Here is a 19,417-nt window from a genome sequence, read left to right as displayed (position 1 = left end):
CATTATGCAAAGCAGCAGCAACCTTTTTCCTGTCGCTCTGATCAGCGCCGAACGTCGCGGTGATCTGAGCGAAGACATCTACCGTTTGAAACCGGGCAACAGCCCCGACTGGTCCGTGGAAATCGCGGTGACCCGTCTCGGCATGGCCGATGAGCCGGCGACACGCGGTGTGCCGGTGATCCTGCTGCATGGCAGCTTCTCCAACCGACGCTTCTGGTTTTCCCCGAAAGGCCTGGGGCTGGGCGCCTATCTGACCCGACTGGGTTTCGATGTGTGGATCCCGGAAATGCGTGGACACGGCATGTCCCAGCGTAACGAGGACTACCGCCGCAACCGCGTCGCGGACTATGCCCGTTACGATCTGCCGGCCATCGCTGCGTTCGTGCGTGAGCAGAGCGGGCAGATCCCGCACTGGATCGGTCATTCGCTGGGCGGCATTACGCTCGCTGCAGCACTGGGCGGCGAATACCTCGGCGAACCGGCCGTGGCGTCGGCGGCGTTTTTCGGCACGCAGGTCAGCCGCACTTACTGGCCGCTGAAAATTCCGCCGGTGGAATGGAGCGGGCGCTTCATTCTCAAGCGTTTTGCCCAGTTGTCCGGCTCGCGGCTCAAGCGTGGCCCGGAGGACGAACCGATCGGTCTCGCGCTGGAAAGCATGCGCTGGTACGGCCTGTTCGGGCGTTTCGGCGACAAGGACAAGGATTGGTGGGCAGGACTTGCCGATGTTCAGGTGCCAGTGTTGGCGGTGACGGCGGCTGGCGATCATCAGGATCCCGCCTGGGCCTGTCGCAAGCTGTTCGAGCAGATCGGCTCCGAGCACAAGCAATTCATCAATCTGGGGCGCGAGCAGGGCTTCAGCGAAAATTTCGGCCATGTCGAGATGCTGGTGAGCAAGGCTGCCCAGGCTGAAGTCTGGCCGCTGGTGGCGCGCTGGTTGACTGACCAGCACACACCATTACTCGGCGAAAAGGTGGATCTGGCGGCGGCAGGATGAGCGCAAGGCTCTGAAAAGGGCATTTCGTTCGAGTCGGCTTGCGGCTAAGATATGACGCATTGGACGGTTCCGGTCACATTTGGTGACTGTTTCGCTATTACGTTTCAGCTTGTGTTCAGGTTCGCTCAGCGACCATTGCATGAACTAAGGTAAACAGCGACCGCCGGATCTCGTTTCAAAAGAGTGCGACATCCTTGATCGTCTTCCTTGTTACAGGAGTTATTCGATGAACCATTACCTTACGCCTGACCTGTGCGACGCCTATCCGGAGCTGGTGCAGGTGCTGGAACCGATGTTCAGCAATTTCGGCGGCCGTGATTCCTTCGGCGGCGAAATCGTGACCATCAAATGCTTCGAAGACAACTCGCTGGTCAAGGAACAGGTCGAACTCAAGGGCAACGGCAAGGTGCTGGTGGTCGATGGCGGCGGTTCCCTGCGGCGCGCGCTGCTGGGCGACATGCTGGCCGACAAGGCCTCGAAAAACGGTTGGGAAGGGCTGGTGATCTACGGTTGCATCCGTGACGTGGATGTCATCGCCCAGACCGATCTCGGCGTGCAGGCACTGGCCAGCCACCCGATGAAGACCGACAAACGCGGTATCGGCGATCTCAACGTGCCGGTGACTTTCGCGGGCGTCACCTTTCATCCGGGCCAATACATTTATGCGGACAACAACGGCGTGATCATCTCGCCGAGCCCGCTGAAAATGCCTGAATAAATCGCGGCAACTACCGGGGTGAGGATGTTCGAGGAAGAAAACGCGCAATGGGGGCTGGTGCATGCCCTGGTGCTGGACGGTAAAGGCGGTGCGCGTTCGATAGCCCGGACTGAACTCGACGATCTGCAGCTGCAGGCCCATGAAAGCCTGTGGCTGCACTGGGATCGCAGTCATCCGCAGACCCAGACCTGGCTGCGCAAGTCCAGTGGACTCAACGAATTCACCTGCGATCTGCTGCTGGAAGAGAACACGCGTCCACGGCTGTTGCCGTTGCCCGATTCCGAATTGCTGCTGTTTTTGCGCGGGGTCAACCTCAATCCCGGTGCCGAGCCGGAAGACATGGTCTCGGTACGGATTTTCGCGTCGGCCCAGCGTGTGATTTCCCTGCGTTTACGCCCCTTGCGCGCCACCGATGAACTGCTGGCGATGCTGGGGGAGGGCAAGGGCCCGAAAACCTCGTCTGAACTCATTCTTTATCTGGCGCAATACCTCACCAACAAGGTGCAGGATCTGGTCACTTGCCTCTCGGAAGTGGTCGATGACGAGGAAGAAAAGCTGGATGCCGACGAACGGTATACCCCCGAGCACGGAGCGGTTTTGCACATCCGTCGCCGGGCGGCCGGACTGAAGCGTTTTCTCGCACCGCAGCGGGATATTTTCGGACAGCTGACCCGGATAAAACTGCCATGGTTCGTCGATGACGACGCGGACTACTGGAACGAATTGAACAACAGCCTGACCCGCTATCTCGAAGAGCTCGAATTGACCCGAGAGCGCGTGGGGCTTGTGCTGGACACCGAAGACCGGCGTTTGAGCGTGCGCATGAATCGCACCATGTACCGCTTCGGGATCATCACCGGGATCTTTCTGCCGATGAGTTTTCTCACCGGCCTGCTGGGGATCAACGTTGGCGGAATTCCGCTTTCCGGAAACCCTTACGGCTTCCTGGTGGCGTGCCTGCTGATGGTCCTGGTGGCCCTCGGACAATGGTGGTTGTTCCGCCGATTGCGCTGGGTATGACGATGCATCATGTGACCCGACCAAATCTGCCCGCGTCTTTCACAGACATCACGAGAGGTGCGTATGCACGATCCGTTTGAACAGTCTTTGCGCGACATGCTCAACGCCTCGCCGTCCGGTCGCGACGACGATGCCTGCCTGGGCCGCGTACTCAAAACCGCCAACCGCCAGGTCGGCGCCGGTGATCTGTTCAGCCTGCTGGGCCGCTGGCTGCCCGCGCTGATGATCGCCCTGAACAACGGCTCGGCTCATGTCGCGCCGGTTTCCCGTCTCCGTAAACCTAACGCTCGCACTGCTGATAAGGCTGATTGAATATGGAACTTGATCTCTGGACTCAGAGCCTCGTCACGGCAATGACTGCGTTGTGGACCAAAGTCGCTAATTTCATCCCGAACCTGTTCGGCGCACTGGTGGTGCTGCTGTTGGGCTTCGTCGTGGCCAAGTTGCTGGACACCTTGCTGTCCAAGCTGCTCGCCAAACTCGGCCTCGACCGCCTGATGGGCGGCACCGGCCTGACCAAGTTGATGTCCCGTGCGGGACTGCAAGTGCCGATCTCGACCCTGATCGGAAAAATCGTCTACTGGTTCGTTCTGCTGATTTTTCTGGTTTCTGCGGCAGAATCTCTTGGACTTGAGCGGGTTTCAGCTACGCTGGACATGTTGGCGCTGTATGTGCCGAAAGTTTTCGGCGCTGCGCTGGTATTGCTGGTGGGTGTATTGCTGGCGCAACTGGCCAACGGTCTGGTGCGCGGCGCGGCAGAAGGCGTCGGACTGGACTACGCTTCAGGACTTGGGCGTATTGCCCAGGGCCTGGTGATCATCATCAGTATCTCGGTCGCGATCAGTCAGCTCGAGGTCAAGACCGACCTGCTGAACCATGTGATCGTCATCGTATTGATTACCGTTGGTCTGGCGGTTGCGCTGGCCATGGGTTTGGGAAGCCGGGAAATTGCCGGTCAGATTCTTGCGGGAATCTATGTGCGTGAGTTGTATCAGGTTGGGCAACAAGTGCGTGTTGGCGAGGTCGAAGGCCAGATCGAAGAGATCGGCACGGTTAAGACCACATTGCTGACCGATGAGGGTGAGCTAGTCTCTCTCTCCAATCGGATCCTGCTGGAACAGCATGTGAGTAGCCGCTAATCCGGCAAACCCTGCTAATGTATGCCGCCGCAAAATGCCAGCCGATGCTGGCAGCGGTGGACATTGACCTGACTGTCGGCACGACTTGTTTTGAATAAAGCCCAAACGCTATCCACGCGCTACGACCCCCGCGAGCTCTCTGACGAGGAGTTGGTCGCGCGCTCGCATACCGAGCTGTTTCACGTGACGCGCGCCTATGAAGAATTGATGCGGCGTTACCAGCGAACACTATTTAACGTTTGTGCGCGGTATCTTGGGAACGATCGCGACGCAGACGATGTCTGTCAGGAAGTGATGCTGAAGGTGCTGTACGGCCTGAAGAACTTCGAGGGGAAATCGAAGTTCAAGACATGGCTATATAGCATCACTTACAACGAATGCATCACGCAGTATCGGAAGGAACGGCGAAAGCGTCGCTTGATGGACGCACTGAGTCTTGACCCCCTCGAGGAAGCGTCCGAAGAAAAGGCGCCGAAACCCGAGGAGAAGGGCGGACTTGATCGCTGGCTGGTGTATGTGAACCCGATTGACCGTGAAATTCTGGTGCTACGTTTTGTCGCAGAGCTGGAATTTCAGGAGATCGCAGACATCATGCACATGGGTTTGAGTGCTACAAAAATGCGGTACAAACGTGCTCTAGATAAATTGCGTGAGAAATTTGCAGGCATTGCTGAAACTTAGTTCGGCGCAAATATCTCTTACGTGTAGGCAAGTTCTGATAGACTTGCCGCCGAGTTGTCCCCCGGTTTGCGGGACTGCTTCACAATCACCAGATGGGGATTTAACGGATGAAACTGAAAAACACCTTGGGCTTGGCCATTGGTTCTTTGATTGCCGCTACTTCGTTCGGCGCACTGGCACAAGGCCAAGGCGCAGTTGAAGGCGAACTGTTCTACAAGAAGCAGTACAACGACAGCGTTAACCATGTCGAAGACGGCTTCAACCCAGGCGCCTCTATCGGTTACTTCTTGACCGACGACGTGTCGTTGAACTTCACCTACGACAAGAACAACCACACCCGTTCGAACGACGGCACTGGCAGCCAGAAGCTGGATGGCGACAACTTCGGCCTGATCGCTCAGTACCACTTCAACAACGCTGGTGACGCTCTGCGTCCTTACGTTGCTGGCGGTGTGAAGCACGGCAGCCTGACCAACGTAGCCGCTGACGGCCACACCGGTCGCGACCAGTCGACCTACCTGAACGCTGGCGCTGGCGTTAAGTACTACTTCGCTGAAAACTTCTACGCCCGTGCTGGTGTAGACGCTGACTACAAACTGGACAACGGTCGCTGGAACTACGCTCCAGTAATCGGTCTGGGCGTGAACTTCGGTGGCGGCAACAAGCCTGCTGCTGCTCCAGTTCCAGCACCAGCTGAAGTCTGCTCCGACAGCGACAACGATGGCGTTTGCGACAACGTTGACAAGTGCCCGAACACCCCGGCCAACGTAACTGTTGACGCTGATGGCTGCCCGGCAGTTGCTGAAGTTGTTCGTGTAGAGCTGGACGTGAAGTTCGACTTCGACAAGTCGGTCGTCAAGCCAAACAGCTACGCTGACATCAAGAACCTGGCTGACTTCATGAAGCAGTACCCATCGACTCACACCACTGTTGAAGGTCACACTGACTCCGTCGGTCCTGACGCTTACAACCAGAAACTGTCCGAGCGTCGTGCAAACGCCGTTAAGCAAGTTCTGGTTAACCAGTACGGTGTTGAATCGTCCCGCGTTCAGTCGATTGGCTACGGCGAAACCCGTCCAGTTGCTGACAACAAAACCGAAGCTGGCCGCGCCGTTAACCGTCGCGTAGAAGCTCAGGTTGAAGCTCAAGCTAAGTAATTAGCTCGCTGCTTTGAGAAAAGCCCGGCTTATGCCGGGCTTTTCTTTGCCTGCGATTTGGTGAAAGCCGTAATGATCAGGCTGACTGATTGGCTGACCAGGCGAGCAAATCGGTTCGGGCCGCAGAGGCTGCCACCGCACCAATCACCAGAATGGCCGGGCTCTTGAGCTGGAACCGGCAGGCCGCGTCCTCCATCCCCATCAGATCGCTCCGGCATTCCCGATGCTGCGGCAGGGATGCGTTCTCGATCATCGCCACCGGCGTCTCCATCGCCATCCCGCCTGCCAGCAATTGCTCACGAATCTCGCTGAGTTTGGCGACTCCCATGTAGATCACCAAAGTCGTTCCACCCTGCGCCAACGCTTGCCAGTTCACCTGACTGTCATCCTGAGTGTGCGCGGTAACCAGCGTCACACCCCGCGCCACGCCGCGCAAAGTCAGCGGAATATCACACTGAGTCGCCCCGGCCAGCCCGGCAGTGATGCCATTGACCAGTTCCACTTCAACTCCGCGCTCACGCAACCACTGCGCTTCCTCGCCGCCACGGCCGAAGATGCAAGGATCGCCGCCCTTGAGGCGAACCACGCATTTGCCCTGACGCGCATAACGCAGCATCAGCCGATGAATGAATGCCTGAGGCGTCGAGCGGCAGCCGCCGCGCTTGCCGACCGGAATGATTCGCGCGCCAGGGCAGTGCTCCAGCACGGCGTCATTGACCAGATCGTCGATCAGCACCACATCCGCTTCGCGCAAGGCACGCACGGCTTTGAGCGTCAGCAATTCAGGATCGCCGGGACCTGCGCCCACCAGCCAGACTTTTGCGTTCATGGAGTTTTCCTCTTCAAATGACGGCGACCGGCCGTGCTTCGGCGGCCAGCAAACGCTTGATTTCCGGGACGCAGGAACCGCATTGCGTGCCGCAGCCCAGTGTGTTTTTCAAACCCTGCAAATCCAGACCTTCACGAATCCCGGCGCAGACCGCGCTGTGGCTGACGTTTCTGCAATTGCACAAGGTCTTGTCGGCAACGCTTTGCACGCCGGCATTGCCTGGCGGCGCGCTCATCGGCGCCAGCAGCCAGCGCCGCAGTTGTTCGTCCGCGCGGCCCTCCAGCCACAGGCCTTGCAGCCAATGCTGGGCGAGGGTCTCGCCAGCGAGGCGGATCGCCGTGATTCGTCCGCTCTCAATGCGTACCCGTTTGCCAATGGCCCGGCGCGGATCGTCGTAGGCCAGCACCGGGCCCTCGATCAGGGCCAGGCACTGATCGATTTCGCGCAGCAATTGCGGATCGGGCGCCGTGGCGCTGGCAGCGCGTATCAGCAACGCCGGACGCTCGCGACCGACAAGGCTGAGGCTGACGTAGGAAAACGCCTCACACAGCGGCCGAAGCGCCTCGAAGTGCCGTTGAACATCGCCCTCGATCAGTGCGAAAAGCTGCCAGGGCAGACTCACCGTCTCCAGGCGTACACCGCTGTGCTTGAGTTCCGGTTGTTTCGACAAGGGATCAAAAGCGGGCAGGGTCAGGCAATTCACGCCTCCCTTGAGAAAACGGTCACCCCAGTGCATCGGCAGAAAGGCCTGGCCCGGACGCACACTGTCATCGCTGGCGACCGCCACGATCACCGCTCCCCGCCGGCTCTTCAGATTCACCAGATCCCCCGGTTGCAAACGGTGCCGGCGCAATTCGTCCGGGTGCAGACTCAGCACGGCTTCGCTGACATGCCCGAACAATTGGGCAGCGGTGCCGGTACGGCTCATACCGTGCCATTGATCGCGCAGGCGGCCGGTGATCAGCGTCAGTGGAAAGCGTGCGTCCCGTTGCTCCTTGGCCGCACGATAAGGATCGGCAACGAACTGCGCGCGACCACTGGCCGTAGGAAATATGCCGTCGCAGTACAGCCGTGACGTACCTTGCCGGGCGCCCTGAGGAAACGGCCATTGTTGTGGCCCGATTTCGTCGAGCAATTCATGGCTGATGCCGGACATGTCCAGATCGCGGCCACGGGTCAGTGCCTTGAATTCATCGAACAACTGCGCGGGGCGATCAAACGCAAACAGACCCGGCTGTTGCGGGCGCAGACGTTTCTCCAGGCGTTGTGCGAAATCCACCGTAATCGCCCAGTCCGGTCGCGCTTCACCCGGTGCGGCAATGGCTTTGCGGACGTGGGAAATGCGCCGCTCGGAGTTGGTCACCGAGCCTTCCTTCTCGCCCCAACTGGCCGCCGGCAACAGCAGGTCGGCAAACGCTGCGGTTTCGGTGGTGCGAAACGCTTCCTGCAACACCACGAAGGGGCAGGCATCCAGCGCTGCGCGCACGGCGTTTTGGTCCGGCATCGATTGCGCCGGGTTGGTGCAGGCAATCCACAGCGCCTTGATCTGGCCGCTGCGCACCTGTTCAAACAGTTCGATGGCGCTGAGCCCGGTATTTTCCGGCAGCTTATCCACACCCCAATACGCCGCCACTTCGGCGCGATGCTCCGGATTGGCTACTTCACGATGGCCTGGCAATAGGTTGGAAAGGCTGCCGGTTTCCCGCCCGCCCATGGCATTCGGCTGACCGGTCAGGGAGAAAGGTCCTGCACCGGGCCGGCCGATTTGCCCGGTGGCCAGGTGCAGATTGATCAGCGCACTGTTCTTCGCGCTGCCGGCGGTGGACTGGTTCAACCCCATGCACCACAGCGACAGGAAACTCGGCGCGGTACCGATCCACTCGGCGCATTGCTGCAACTGCTCGACACTGATCCCGCACAGCTGCGAAACCATGGCCGGGGTGTAATCGCGCACCAGGCTTTTCAGCTCGGCGAGCCCTTCGGTGTGCGCCTTGATGAAGTCGCGGTCGATCCAGTCTTCCCACAACAACAGATGCAAAATCCCATGGAACAAAGCGACATCGGTGCCCGGCAGAATCGCGAGATGCAGGTCGGCAAGATCACAGGTGTCGGTGCGCCGTGGGTCGATGACGATGACTTTCATCTGCGGACGGCGGGATTTGGCCTCTTCGAGCCGACGAAACAGTACCGGGTGGGCGTAGGCCATGTTACTGCCGACGATCATCACGCAATCGCTCAGCTCCAGGTCCTCGTAGCTACACGGTGGTGCGTCGGCGCCGAGGCTGCGTTTGTAGCCGACCACCGCCGAGGACATGCACAGCCGCGAATTACTGTCGATGTTGTTGGTGCCGACCAGCGCCCGCGCCAGTTTGTTGAACGCGTAGTAGTCCTCGGTCAGCAACTGCCCGGAGATATAGAACGCCACGCTGTCCGGGCCGTGTTCGGCGATGGTGCCGGCGAACACGTTGGTGGCGTGCTCCAGCGCGGTGTCCCAGTCGCAGCGACTGCGCGCAAGGCCTTTGCCCAGGCGCAATTCCGGGTACAACGCCCGCGCAGACAGATCGCCGGTCAGGTGCAGGGTCGAGCCTTTGCTGCACAGTTTGCCGAAGTTGGCCGGGTGCGCCGGATCGCCGCTGACGCCGAGAATCCGCTCGCCGTCATGCTCGATCAGCACGCCGCAGCCGACCCCGCAATAACAGCAGGTCGAGGCGGTCGTCTGGCGGTTCATCAGACGGCGTCCCGCAGGGCCAGTTGCACACGGCCGTTTTCGACCCGGGCGGGGTGATGGTGCGCGCAACCGACGTCCGGTGCCTGGGCTTCGCCGGACTGCAGGTCGATCTGCCAGTTGTGCAGCGGGCAGGCTACGCGCTTGCCATATATCAGGCCCTGTGACAGTGGGCCGCCCTTGTGCGGGCAGCGGTCATCGAGTGCGAAAACTTCGTCGTCGCTTGTGCGAAAGATCGCGATGTCACCTTTGGGCCCGGCAATGATCCGCGAACCGAGGGCATTGATCTCTTCCAGGGCACAGATATCGAGCCAGTTCATGCCGGCACCTCCAGGTTTTTCACGGGAATCACGTCGAATTCTTTCTTCAGTTGCGGCTGGGCGAGGCGTTCTTTCCACGGGTCCTGTTCGAACGACAGGGAGAATTGCAGGCGCTCGTTCAGGGCCTTGCGGCGCTCGGGATCTTCCAGCACGGCTTTCTTGATGTGCTCCATGCCGACCCGTTGCAAGTAGTGCACGGTGCGTTCGAGGTAGAAGGCTTCTTCGCGGTACAGCTGCAGGAAGGCGCCGTTGTATTCGCGCACTTCCTCGGCGGTCTTGAGCTTGACGAAGAACTCGGCGACTTCGGTCTTGATCCCGCCGTTGCCACCGATGTACATCTCCCAGCCGGAATCGACGCCGATGATTCCTACGTCCTTGATCCCCGCTTCCGAGCAGTTGCGAGGACATCCGGAGACCGCCAGCTTCACTTTGTGCGGCGACCACATGTTGAACAGGTCATGTTCGAGGTCGATGCCCAACTGGGTCGAATTCTGTGTGCCGAAGCGGCAGAACTCGCTGCCGACGCAGGTTTTCACGGTGCGGATCGATTTGCCGTAGGCGTGGCCGGACGGCATGTCGAGGTCTTTCCAGACACCGGGCAGGTCCTGCTTCTTGATCCCCAGCAGGTCGATGCGCTGGCCGCCGGTAACCTTGACCATCGGCACCTGGTATTTGTCCGCCACGTCGGCAATTCGCCGCAGTTCCGACGGGTTGGTCACGCCGCCCCACATCCTCGGCACCACCGAGTAGGTGCCGTCCTTTTGAATGTTGGCGTGGGCCCGTTCGTTGATCAGGCGCGACTGCGGATCGTCCTTGGCCTCACCAGGCCAGGTGGAAATCAGGTAGTAGTTGAGGGCCGGGCGGCAGGTGGCGCAGCCGTTCGGGGTGCGCCAGTTGAGGTAGCTCATGGTGCCGGCGATGGTCAGCAGGTGCTGCTCGCGAATGGCCTGGCGGATCTGGCCGTGGTTGAGGTCGCTGCAGCCGCAGATGGCTTTTTCGCTTTTCGGTTTGACGTCCGCCGCGCCGCCGACGGTGTTGATCAGGATCTGCTCGACCAGCCCGGCGCAGGAGCCGCAGGAGCTGGCGGCCTTGGTGTGTTTCTTCACTTCGTCGACGCTGAACAGCCCGTGTTCCTGAATCGCCTTGACGATGGTGCCCTTGCACACGCCGTTGCAGCCGCAGACTTCGGCGTTGTCGGCCATGCTCATGGCTTTGTCCTGGCCTTGATGTCCTACGTCGCCTAAAGCGTTTTCTCCAAACATCAGGTGATCGCGGATCTCGCCGATGGCGTGATTCTCACGAATCTGCCGGAAATACCAACCGCCATCTGCCGTATCGCCGTACAGACAGGCGCCAACCAGCACGTCATCCTTGATCACCAGTTTTTTGTACACCCCGCCGATCGGGTCGGAGAGGGTGATGGTCTCGGTGCCTTCGCCGCCCATGAAGTCGCCGGCGGAAAACAGGTCGATGCCGGTGACCTTCAATTTGGTCGACGTCACCGAACCCTGATAGCGGGCGAAACCCAGTTGCGCCAGGTGGTTGGCACAGACTTTGGCCTGCTCGAACAGTGGCGCGACCAGACCGTAGGCGATGCCACGGTGGCTGGCGCATTCGCCGATGGCATAGATGCGCGGGTCGTAGGTCTGCAGGGTGTCGTTGACCAGGATCCCGCGATTGCACGGGATGCCGGCCTTTTCCGCGAGTTCGGTGTTGGGGCGAATGCCGGCGGCCATGACGACGAGATCGGCAGGAATGATGTCGCCGTTCTTGAATTGCACCGAGCCGACCCGGCCGTTGCCGGCGTCGTGCAGGGCCTGGGTCTGTTCGCACAGGCGAAAGTGCAGGCCACGGGATTCGAGGGCGGTTTGCAGGAGCTGGCCGCTGGTCTTGTCCAGTTGCCGCTCCAGCAGCCATTCACCGAGGTGCACCACGGTGACGTGCATGCCGCGCAGCATCAGGCCGTTGGCCGCTTCGAGCCCGAGCAGGCCGCCGCCGATCACCACGGCGTGCTTGTGGGTCCTGGCGGTGTCGATCATCGCCTGGGTGTCGGCGATGTCGCGGTAACCGATCACGCCCTGCAAGGTGTTGCCGGGGATCGGCAGGATGAACGGGGTCGAGCCGGTGGCGATCAGCAGGCGATCGTACTCGGCCTCGGTGCCGTCCTCGGCAATCACCCGGCGCTTGACCCGGTCGATCTCCACCACTTTGCGGTTGAGCAGCAGCTTGATGTTGTTTTCCAGGTACCAGTCGAGGTCGTTGAGCACGATCTCTTCGAAGGTCTGTTCGCCGGCCAATACCGGCGACAACAGGATGCGGTTGTAGTTGGTGTGGGGTTCGGCGCCGAAGACCGTGATGTCGTACAGCTCGTTGCTCAGCTTGAGCAGTTCTTCCAGGGTACGGACCCCGGCCATGCCATTGCCGATCATCACCAGTTTGAGTTTTTTCATCAGGTTCTCCGGGGAGCTTCGGGCTTGCCTCTTGTGGGCAGTCAGGCCTTGCTCGACAAAAATGGCGCAAACAAAAAAGGCGTCCCGCTAGTGATCTAGCGAGGACGCCTTTGTCCTTGTCCCGTTCTCTCGGGAAGCCTGGCCTTCGTCGTTGAAGATCGGGCTTTATGTCAGTTGAAAACGATAATGCAGCGGTTGTGCCAAGTCGCGGAGAGCCTTGAATTCATTGAGGTGGCGCAGACATTGGCCGGAGAGTCATTGTGGTTTTTGCACCGATTGGATGCGGCTTGCCCGTTAATGGAGCGACGAGTCAGCCATGAAACAACAGGAACAGCAGCACCAGGTTGCCCAGCAGCGCCAGTAACGCCAATGTCCGCCAGACCTTCAGCGGTTCCCGTTCGAGCAAAGGACGAGGGCGTACATTCAGGCTGTGGCGTTCACCCTGTTCCAGTGTGAGCAGCCATTCCTCGGCGGTTTCATAGCGTTGCAAAGGATCGACCGAGACGCCACGTTCGAGACACTGCGCCAGCCACTCCGGCAGATCCGGTCGATAACGCGCCGCACTCACCGGCACCCCGAAACGCGGACGCTGGAAGGCTTCGATCTCGCCGTAGGGATAGTGCCCGGTGAGCAGGAAATATAACGTCACGCCCACCGCATACAGATCCTGACGAGCCTCGGGTGCATCGCCCCGAAAGGACTCCGGGGCGATATAACTCGGGGTTCCCGGCAGCGTTGACGGCGTGTCCTGCGACAGGCCGGGGCAATACGCCAGACCGAAATCCAGCAGGCGCAACTCGCCGTCGTCCCCCAGATGCAGGTTTTCCGGTTTGATGTCGCGGTGCAGGATCTGCCGTCGATGCAACAGGCCGACAGCCCGCAACAGGCGTTCGGCCACATCCTGCCACTGAGGCAGCGACAACGGGCCGCTTTGCTCGAACAGTCGCGCAAGGGTGATCCCCGAATATTCACGCATCACGTAGTACAAATGCTGACGCTGACCGGCGCCATGGACTTCAGGGAAGTGCCGCCCGGCGACGCGTTTGAGAAACCATTCCTCCGCCAGCAAGGCCTGGCCTGCGTGGGCATCGTCCGCCAGCCGTGTGGGCAAGGTCTTCAACAGCCACGCCTGGCCTTGGTTGTCGAGGACGCGATACAGCAACGATTGTTGGCTCTGGCCGACGCTGCCTTGTACCTGCCAGCCTTCGAAGGTCTGGCCCGGTTTGAGCGTCGGGGGCAGGGGCCATTGCTGCAACTGAATCAGCGCATCGCCGATGCTCGCTTCCCCCACGGCATCCACCCGCACCAGCAAGGCGCTGGCGTTGTCCTGGCTGCCGGCCAAGTGTGCGGTGTTGACCAGCGTTTGTGCCGCACTGTGCAGATCCGGTTGATCACGCAGGATTCCGGCGATGGCCGTGTCACCGAGCGCGGCCCAGACACCGTCGCTGAGCAGCACGAAGCTTTCGCCCTCACGCATTTCGCCGTCGAGAAAATCCAGCACCAGATGTTGGTCCAGTCCCAGCGCACGTTTGAGCACGTGCTGCATGCCCGGTTGCTCCCAGACGTGATCCTCGGTGATCCGCTGCAAGGTGTCGGCATACCAGCGATAGACCCGGCAATCCCCCACATGCGCCAGCGTGAAGCGCCTCCCGCGCAGGACCAGCGCGCTGACGGTGGTGAGCAACGGCTGGCCGCTGCCATTGGCCTGCAACCAGCGGTTTTGCGCGAGCAACAGGCGATCCAGCGCCTGGGCCACGCTCCAGGTCTGCGGGGTGGCGTAGTAGTCCAGCGCCAATGCCTGCAAGGTCGAGCGCGCAGCCAGACCGCCATCGGCGCACTGGCTGACGCCGTCGGCGATGGCGAACAGAAACCCTTTGCTGGCGGCCAGCGCCGGGGCAGGCGTGACAAGACGCAAGGCGTCCTGATTCTCCGCGCGGGGGCCGGTGGCGCTGGCTTCGGCGAAGCTCAGTTGCAGGGCCATACGGGCCTCAGACCCGGGCAGCGGTCACGGCTGCCGAACCCCAGGTGGTTCTCCAGCGACGTTTGACCCCGTGCAGGCCGAACCATGCCAACACGCCAAGGCTGGCAAACAACCACAGCGCCAGTTGATAGCTGCCGGTGCTCTGTTTGATTGCGCCCATGCCGGCCGCCAGGGCAAAACCGCCGATGCCGCCGGCCATGCCGATCAGCCCGGTCATCACGCCGATTTCGCGACGGAAACGTTGCGGCACCAGTTGGAACACCGCGCCGTTACCCGCGCCGAGACCGAGCATGGTGCAGACGAAAAGTGCCAGCGCCGCGTAGGAACTGGGCAGGTTGAAGCCGACCGCTGCGATACAAACTGCGGCTACCGTGTACATCGCCAGCAACGTGCGAATCCCGCCGAAACGGTCGGCGAGCGCGCCGCCCAGTGGACGCATCAGGCTGCCACCGAACACGCAGGCCGCGGTGTAGTAACCGGCGGTGACCGGGCTCAAACCATATTGATCGTTGAAGTAGCCGGGCAGGGCGCTGGCCAGGCCGATGAAGCCGCCGAAGGTGACGCTGTAGAAAAACATGAACCACCAACTGTCACGGTCGCCCAGGGCTTTGAAGTAATCGGCCATGGATTTGGCTTTTGGCCGCTCCGGGGCGTTTTTCGCCAGCCAGGCAAACAGCACCAGCGTCAGGATCAGTGGGATCAGGGCGAAACCGAACACATTGCTCCAGCCGAACGCCGCTGCCAGTACCGGAGCGATCAGCGCCGCGAACACGGTGCCGGAGTTGCCGGCCCCGGCGATGCCCATCGCCTTGCCCTGATGCTCCGGCGGATACCACTGCGAGGCCAGCGGCAGCGCCACGGCGAACGAGGCGCCGGCCATGCCGAGGAACAAGCCAAGCAGCAGCGCCTGTTCGTAGCTGTGGATGCCGAGTTTCCAGGCGCCGAACAGTGCACAGATCACGATCACCTGGCCGATCAGCCCGGCGGTTTTCGGCGACAGGCGATCGGCGAGCATGCCCATCGCAAAGCGCAGCACGGCCCCGGCCAGAATCGGCGTGGCCACCACCAGGCCGCGCTGTTGGGTGGTCAGGTGCAGGTCGGCGGCGATCTGCACCGCCAGCGGGCCGAGCAGATACCAGACCATGAAGCTCAGGTCGAAATACAGGAAGGCCGCGAACAGGGTCGGGGTGTGGCCGGATTTCCAGAAGCTTTTATTCATCGCGCACCTCAGCGGTAGAGAATCTCGAGAAGGAGTCAGAACCAGCACAGTGGGGCGCCGCCACGGCCGCACCACCGGCCCCGGTCAATGGGGCCAAAACGCAAAAACGCCGCTACCCGGATCGCCGAAAGGGGCGAAGAAGGTGAGCGACGTCTTTGTCGTGGGTGGGGCAACCGCCGTTGGTTACCTGTAGGGATTGCTTAGCGAGATTTGTGCCAACAGTCTGAAAGCGAGGTGCGGCCATTTCCGAGCAGGCTCACGCCTAAAGGATCAAAGTCAAAAGCCCCTCACCCTAACCCTCTCCCGGAGGGAGAGGGGACTGATCGGGGGATATTTGAGAGATACGCCGACGTGAACGATCGGCTTTGTATCCATAATCGACTGGGTTTTTCAGGTCGATGTATGACGCAAGACACTGCGGTCGGTCCCCTCTCCCTCGGGGAGAGGGTTAGGGTGAGGGGCTTTTCAGCCAAGCAACTCGCTCATGGCAATGATCTGCTCCGCCACCTGAATCAGTTTCTGCTGACGGCTCATGGCCTGGCGGCGCATCAGGGTGTAGGCCTCTTCTTCGTTGCAGTCCTTCATTTTCATCAACAGCCCTTTGGCCAGTTCGATGCGCTTGCGCTCGGCCAGTTGCTGGTCGCGGGCCTGAAGCTGGGCGCGCAGGGCCTGGTCGCTTTCGAAGCGGGCCATGGCGACATCGAGAATCGGCTGCAGGCGTTGTGCGTGGATGCCTTCGACGATGTAGGCACTGACCCCGGACTTGATCGCCTGACGCATCACGCCAGGGTCGTGCTCGTCGGTGAACATCACGATCGGTCGGGGCTGGTCGCGGCTGACCAGCACCACTTGCTCCATCACATCGCGGCTCGGTGACTCGGTATCGATCAGGATCACGTCCGGGCGCACCGTTTCGACGCGCGCCGGCAGGTCGATGGTCAGGCCGGACTCGTCGATGACCTCGAAACCGGCCTCGGTCAGCGCAGCTTTCAGGCGCCCGACTTTTTTGGCGGTGTCGTTGATCAGCAGAATGCGCAACATGTTCGCGGTCTCCTGTCAGCAACGGGCGAGAAGAGGGGCGTTGTTGCTCAACGCATGCAACTTGAAACTCTGCGCGTAAGCGGCCGGGTCGCTGCCGTCCCAGACCTTGCCGTCGATCAACTGGCTGCTGCGCATGTCCTCGGTACCGATCGGCACACCGACAGCGCTGGCCGCGTCGCGGTACAGCGCCAGTTGCTGCACCTGACAGGCGACGGCGAGGTAGTCCGGGTCGTCGCGCAGCAACCCCCAGCGGCGGAACTGGGTCATGAACCACATGCCGTCCGACAGGTACGGCAGGTTCACCGCGCCATCGCCGTGAAAGCGCAGGGCGTGCGGGTCTTGCCAGCGATTGCCCAGACCGTCGTCGTAGTCGGCGAGAAAGCGCGGTTCGATGCAAGAGGCCGGAGCATCGAGGTATTCAGCGGCACTGAGTAATTGCGCGGTGCTGCGGCGGTTTTCCGGACTTTCTTCGATAAAACGGCTGGCTTCAAGGATCGCCATCACCAGCGCCCGGGCCGTGTTGGGGTATTGCTCGACGAAGGCGCGGGTGCAGCCGAGGACTTTTTCCGGGTGATCGGGCCAGATGGTCTGGCTGGTCGCCAGGGTGAACCCGAGATTTTGCTGTACGGCGCTGGCGGCCCACGGCTCGCCTACGCAGAAACCGTCGATGCGACCGGCCTGCAAGTGCGCGACCATTTGCGGCGGCGGCACCACCACGCTGTCGACATCCTGCAACGGATGGATGCCCTGGCTCGCCAGCCAGTAATAAAGCCACATGGCATGGGTGCCGGTGGGGAAGGTCTGGGCGAAGGTCAGCCTTGCGCGGGTTTGGTGCACATGGCGGTGCAGCGCCTCAGGACCGGTCACGCCCAGCCCCTGCAAGCCGTGTGACAGGTTGAGGCTCTGGCCGTTCTGGTTCAGGCCCATCAGCACCGCCATGTCGGTCGGTGCGATGCCGCCGATGCCCAGATGTACCGCGTAGATCAAACCGTACAGGCTGTGGGTGGCATCGAGTTCGCCGCTGACCAGATTGTCCCGCAGGTTGGCCCATGAGCTCTGGCGTTTGAGGTTCAGGGTCAGGCCGTAAGGCTGGGCAAAGCCCTGCGTGGCGGCGACCACCACCGAAGCGCAGTCGCTCAGGGCCATGAAACCCAGGTTGATCGCGCTTTTTTCCGGGGCATCGCTGCCGTTGACCCAGGCCAGTGGCCCGACGGAGGTTTGAGTCATGAAGCCACCCTCAAAAAAAACGCCGTCCGAGGCTTTGCCCGCGCAAAACCGAGAGACGACGCCATTGTCCTTGCCTGCACGCCACCATTGGCCTGCGGGCTGATGCAGGAGCAGGTGCAAGGCATATGCCAGCGCAGCGGATTTGCGCATGCGCCTCGCGCGGCGGGGCGATGCCCGGCTATAATCGCCGCCTCTTTTCGCCGCCCGAGTCATAGCCGCCCATGTACACCCTGGCCCGTCAGCTGTTGTTCAAACTTTCCCCGGAAACCTCCCACGATCTGTCGCTGGATCTGATCGGCGCGGGCGGGCGTTTGGGCCTCAACGGCTTGCTGTGCAAGGCGCCGGCGTCGCTGCCGGTGAACGTGATGGGCCTGCAGTTCCCGAACCCGGTGGGCCTGGCGGCCGGTCTGGACAAGAACGGCGCGGCCATCGACGGCTTCGCGCAGCTGGGTTTCGGTTTTGTCGAAATCGGCACCGTGACTCCGCGTCCGCAGCCGGGCAACCCGAAACCACGGATTTTCCGTCTGCCGGAAGCCGAGGCGATCATCAACCGCATGGGTTTCAACAACCTCGGTGTGGATAACCTGCTGGCGCGGGTGGCGGCGGCCAAATACAAGGGCGTGCTGGGGATCAACATCGGAAAGAACTTCGACACCCCGGTCGAGCGTGCTGTGGATGACTACCTGATCTGCCTGGACAAGGTCTACGCCCACGCCAGTTACGTCACGGTCAACGTCAGTTCGCCGAACACCCCGGGCCTGCGCAGCCTGCAATTCGGCGATTCGCTCAAGCAATTGCTGGCAGATCTGGCCACACGCCGCGCCGAACTGGCCCTGCGCCACGGCAAACACGTACCGCTGGCAATCAAAATCGCGCCGGACATGACCGACGAAGAAACCGCGCAAGTCGCGCAAGCACTGATCGAAACCGGGATGGACGCGGTAATCGCCACCAACACCACCCTCAGCCGCGTGGGCGTCGAAGGCATGGAACACGGTGACGAGGCGGGCGGTCTGTCCGGTGCGCCGGTGCGTGAGAAGAGCACTCACACCGTGAAAGTGCTGGCGTCCGAGCTGGGCGGCAAACTGCCGATCATCGCGGCGGGCGGTATCACCGAAGGCAAGCATGCGGCCGAGAAGATCGCTGCCGGCGCGAGCCTGGTGCAGATCTACTCTGGTTTCATCTATAAGGGCCCGGCGCTGATCCGCGAGTCCGTGGATGCCATCGCCGCCAAACGCTGATCTTCGGACATTAAAAGGCAGGCATAAAAAAGGGCTCCTCGAAGGAGCCCCTGGGCCGTAGCCCGCCGTCCGGGAAGGACGTGCATGGTGATCAGGGTGTTGCGAAATCAGATTGTCGTGTCGGAATAAGTGCCCTGTGTCAGCCGACGGCGTGAAGTTCGTTGAGTCTGTGGATTCCCGCAGTGCCGGTCATACCGTCCCAGTTGTCGCCGCGTCCTTCTCGCCAGCCGTTGATCCAGGCTTGACGTACCGACGGTAGAGTAAATGGGCAAAGCTCACGGGATTTGCCACCAACGCCATATTGATATCCGCGCAAAAATGCTCTTTCCAACGGATCACGCTTAAGTCTTCTCATAGGGTGTTTCCCTCACTTGTTGACTGTTTTTGTCGCGTCGACCTCAATTGAGGTCTGGCAGAAAAACTCTGCCGTTGGCGGCTCGCTGCCGGCGTGGCGAGCCAAGGTGTTGACGCCGTTGCGACGTCAACCTGTGTCCAGTTCTAACCAATGAGTCACATCGAGGGAATGACCGTTTTGTCATAAGGACGTAACGAAAAGGGTGCTATGGCGATAAGTAACGGCAGGTTTCATGAATGTTTATTCACCAAACCCCGGTATGATCGGCCCTGCGCTGTATGACAGGTTTAATGCCTTAGTGAGAATGACCCACGTTTACC

17 protein-coding genes are annotated in these 19,417 nt (G+C 61.0%); 8 read left to right on the top strand and 9 right to left on the bottom strand.

Annotation, left to right across the window (positions count from 1 at the left end):
* Window positions 1-4: 4 nt before the first annotated feature.
* The 7 genes from OQ248_RS01410 to OQ248_RS01380 all read left to right on the top strand — a co-directional run bounded on the left by OQ248_RS01410 (window position 5) and on the right by OQ248_RS01380 (window position 5,709).
* Window positions 5-994 carry an alpha/beta fold hydrolase gene (locus OQ248_RS01410; protein WP_134825997.1) on the top strand — a complete coding sequence of 330 codons (990 nt, stop codon included), beginning with the start codon at window positions 5-7 and terminating at the stop codon, window positions 992-994.
* A 226-nt stretch (window positions 995-1,220) separates the two neighbouring features.
* Window positions 1,221-1,712, top strand: a complete 492-nt coding sequence (rraA, locus tag OQ248_RS01405; protein ID WP_085711902.1) for a ribonuclease E activity regulator RraA — start codon at window positions 1,221-1,223, stop codon at window positions 1,710-1,712.
* A 24-nt stretch (window positions 1,713-1,736) separates the two neighbouring features.
* Window positions 1,737-2,732 carry a zinc transporter ZntB gene (locus OQ248_RS01400; protein WP_085711903.1) on the top strand — a complete coding sequence of 332 codons (996 nt, stop codon included), beginning with the start codon at window positions 1,737-1,739 and terminating at the stop codon, window positions 2,730-2,732.
* Between the two features lie 63 nt (window positions 2,733-2,795).
* Complete coding sequence (locus OQ248_RS01395) at window positions 2,796-3,044, top strand: CrfX protein (RefSeq protein WP_065259737.1); 249 nt, start codon at window positions 2,796-2,798, stop codon at window positions 3,042-3,044.
* A gap of 2 nt (window positions 3,045-3,046) precedes the next feature.
* Entirely contained in the window at window positions 3,047-3,871 is an 825-nt protein-coding gene (locus OQ248_RS01390) for a mechanosensitive ion channel domain-containing protein (protein WP_065259736.1), read from the top strand.
* Between the two features lie 90 nt (window positions 3,872-3,961).
* Window positions 3,962-4,552, top strand: coding sequence for an RNA polymerase sigma factor SigX (gene sigX, locus OQ248_RS01385; RefSeq protein ID WP_011333251.1), 591 nt, complete (start codon window positions 3,962-3,964; stop codon window positions 4,550-4,552).
* Window positions 4,553-4,659: 107 nt separating this feature from the next.
* Window positions 4,660-5,709, top strand: coding sequence for an OmpA family protein (locus tag OQ248_RS01380; protein ID WP_085711904.1), 1,050 nt, complete (start codon window positions 4,660-4,662; stop codon window positions 5,707-5,709).
* A 76-nt stretch (window positions 5,710-5,785) separates the two neighbouring features.
* On the opposite strand, the gene cobA is transcribed toward OQ248_RS01380, so the two are convergent.
* The 8 genes from cobA to OQ248_RS01340 all read right to left on the bottom strand — a co-directional run bounded on the left by cobA (window position 5,786) and on the right by OQ248_RS01340 (window position 17,501).
* Window positions 5,786-6,538, bottom strand: coding sequence for a uroporphyrinogen-III C-methyltransferase (gene cobA / locus OQ248_RS01375; RefSeq protein ID WP_265811859.1), 753 nt, complete (start codon window positions 6,536-6,538; stop codon window positions 5,786-5,788).
* A 13-nt stretch (window positions 6,539-6,551) separates the two neighbouring features.
* Complete coding sequence (locus OQ248_RS01370) at window positions 6,552-9,266, bottom strand: nitrate reductase (protein WP_265811858.1); 2,715 nt, start codon at window positions 9,264-9,266, stop codon at window positions 6,552-6,554.
* Window positions 9,266-9,583, bottom strand: coding sequence for a nitrite reductase small subunit NirD (gene nirD / locus OQ248_RS01365; protein WP_007951992.1), 318 nt, complete (start codon window positions 9,581-9,583; stop codon window positions 9,266-9,268). Before nirD ends, OQ248_RS01370 begins: the two co-directional genes overlap by 1 nt.
* On the bottom strand, window positions 9,580-12,033 hold the full coding sequence (gene nirB, locus OQ248_RS01360) for a nitrite reductase large subunit NirB (protein ID WP_265811857.1): 2,454 nt from the start codon (window positions 12,031-12,033) through the stop codon (window positions 9,580-9,582). The genes nirD and nirB overlap by 4 nt, the downstream gene beginning before the upstream one ends.
* A 310-nt stretch (window positions 12,034-12,343) precedes the next feature.
* On the bottom strand, window positions 12,344-14,014 hold the full coding sequence (locus tag OQ248_RS01355; RefSeq protein ID WP_265811856.1) for a bifunctional protein-serine/threonine kinase/phosphatase: 1,671 nt from the start codon (window positions 14,012-14,014) through the stop codon (window positions 12,344-12,346).
* 7 nt (window positions 14,015-14,021) lie between these two features.
* Window positions 14,022-15,233: a nitrate/nitrite transporter gene (locus tag OQ248_RS01350; RefSeq protein ID WP_007952035.1), complete on the bottom strand. Its 1,212-nt coding sequence runs from the start codon at window positions 15,231-15,233 to the stop codon at window positions 14,022-14,024.
* 465 nt (window positions 15,234-15,698) lie between these two features.
* Window positions 15,699-16,274 (bottom strand): ANTAR domain-containing protein, encoded by a 576-nt coding sequence (locus OQ248_RS01345; protein ID WP_007916390.1) that lies wholly within the window; start codon window positions 16,272-16,274, stop codon window positions 15,699-15,701.
* 15 nt (window positions 16,275-16,289) lie between these two features.
* The gene (locus tag OQ248_RS01340) at window positions 16,290-17,501 is read right to left on the bottom strand and encodes a CmpA/NrtA family ABC transporter substrate-binding protein (RefSeq protein ID WP_265811855.1); all 1,212 of its coding nucleotides are present in this window, start codon (window positions 17,499-17,501) and stop codon (window positions 16,290-16,292) included.
* Between the two features lie 221 nt (window positions 17,502-17,722).
* On the opposite strand from OQ248_RS01340, the gene OQ248_RS01335 reads away from it, so the two are divergent.
* On the top strand, window positions 17,723-18,742 hold the full coding sequence (locus tag OQ248_RS01335; protein WP_011333259.1) for a quinone-dependent dihydroorotate dehydrogenase: 1,020 nt from the start codon (window positions 17,723-17,725) through the stop codon (window positions 18,740-18,742).
* A gap of 139 nt (window positions 18,743-18,881) precedes the next feature.
* Here the strand turns inward: OQ248_RS01335 and OQ248_RS01330 are convergent, their stop codons facing one another.
* Window positions 18,882-19,097 carry a ribosome modulation factor gene (locus tag OQ248_RS01330; protein WP_003223300.1) on the bottom strand — a complete coding sequence of 72 codons (216 nt, stop codon included), beginning with the start codon at window positions 19,095-19,097 and terminating at the stop codon, window positions 18,882-18,884.
* Between the last annotated feature and the right edge of the window lie 320 nt (window positions 19,098-19,417).

The sequence above is a fragment of the Pseudomonas sp. COW5 genome (assembly GCF_026240005.1).
In the GTDB taxonomy this organism is placed as follows: domain Bacteria; phylum Pseudomonadota; class Gammaproteobacteria; order Pseudomonadales; family Pseudomonadaceae; genus Aquipseudomonas; species Aquipseudomonas kribbensis.
This window is presented reverse-complemented; position numbering and strand designations above follow the sequence as displayed.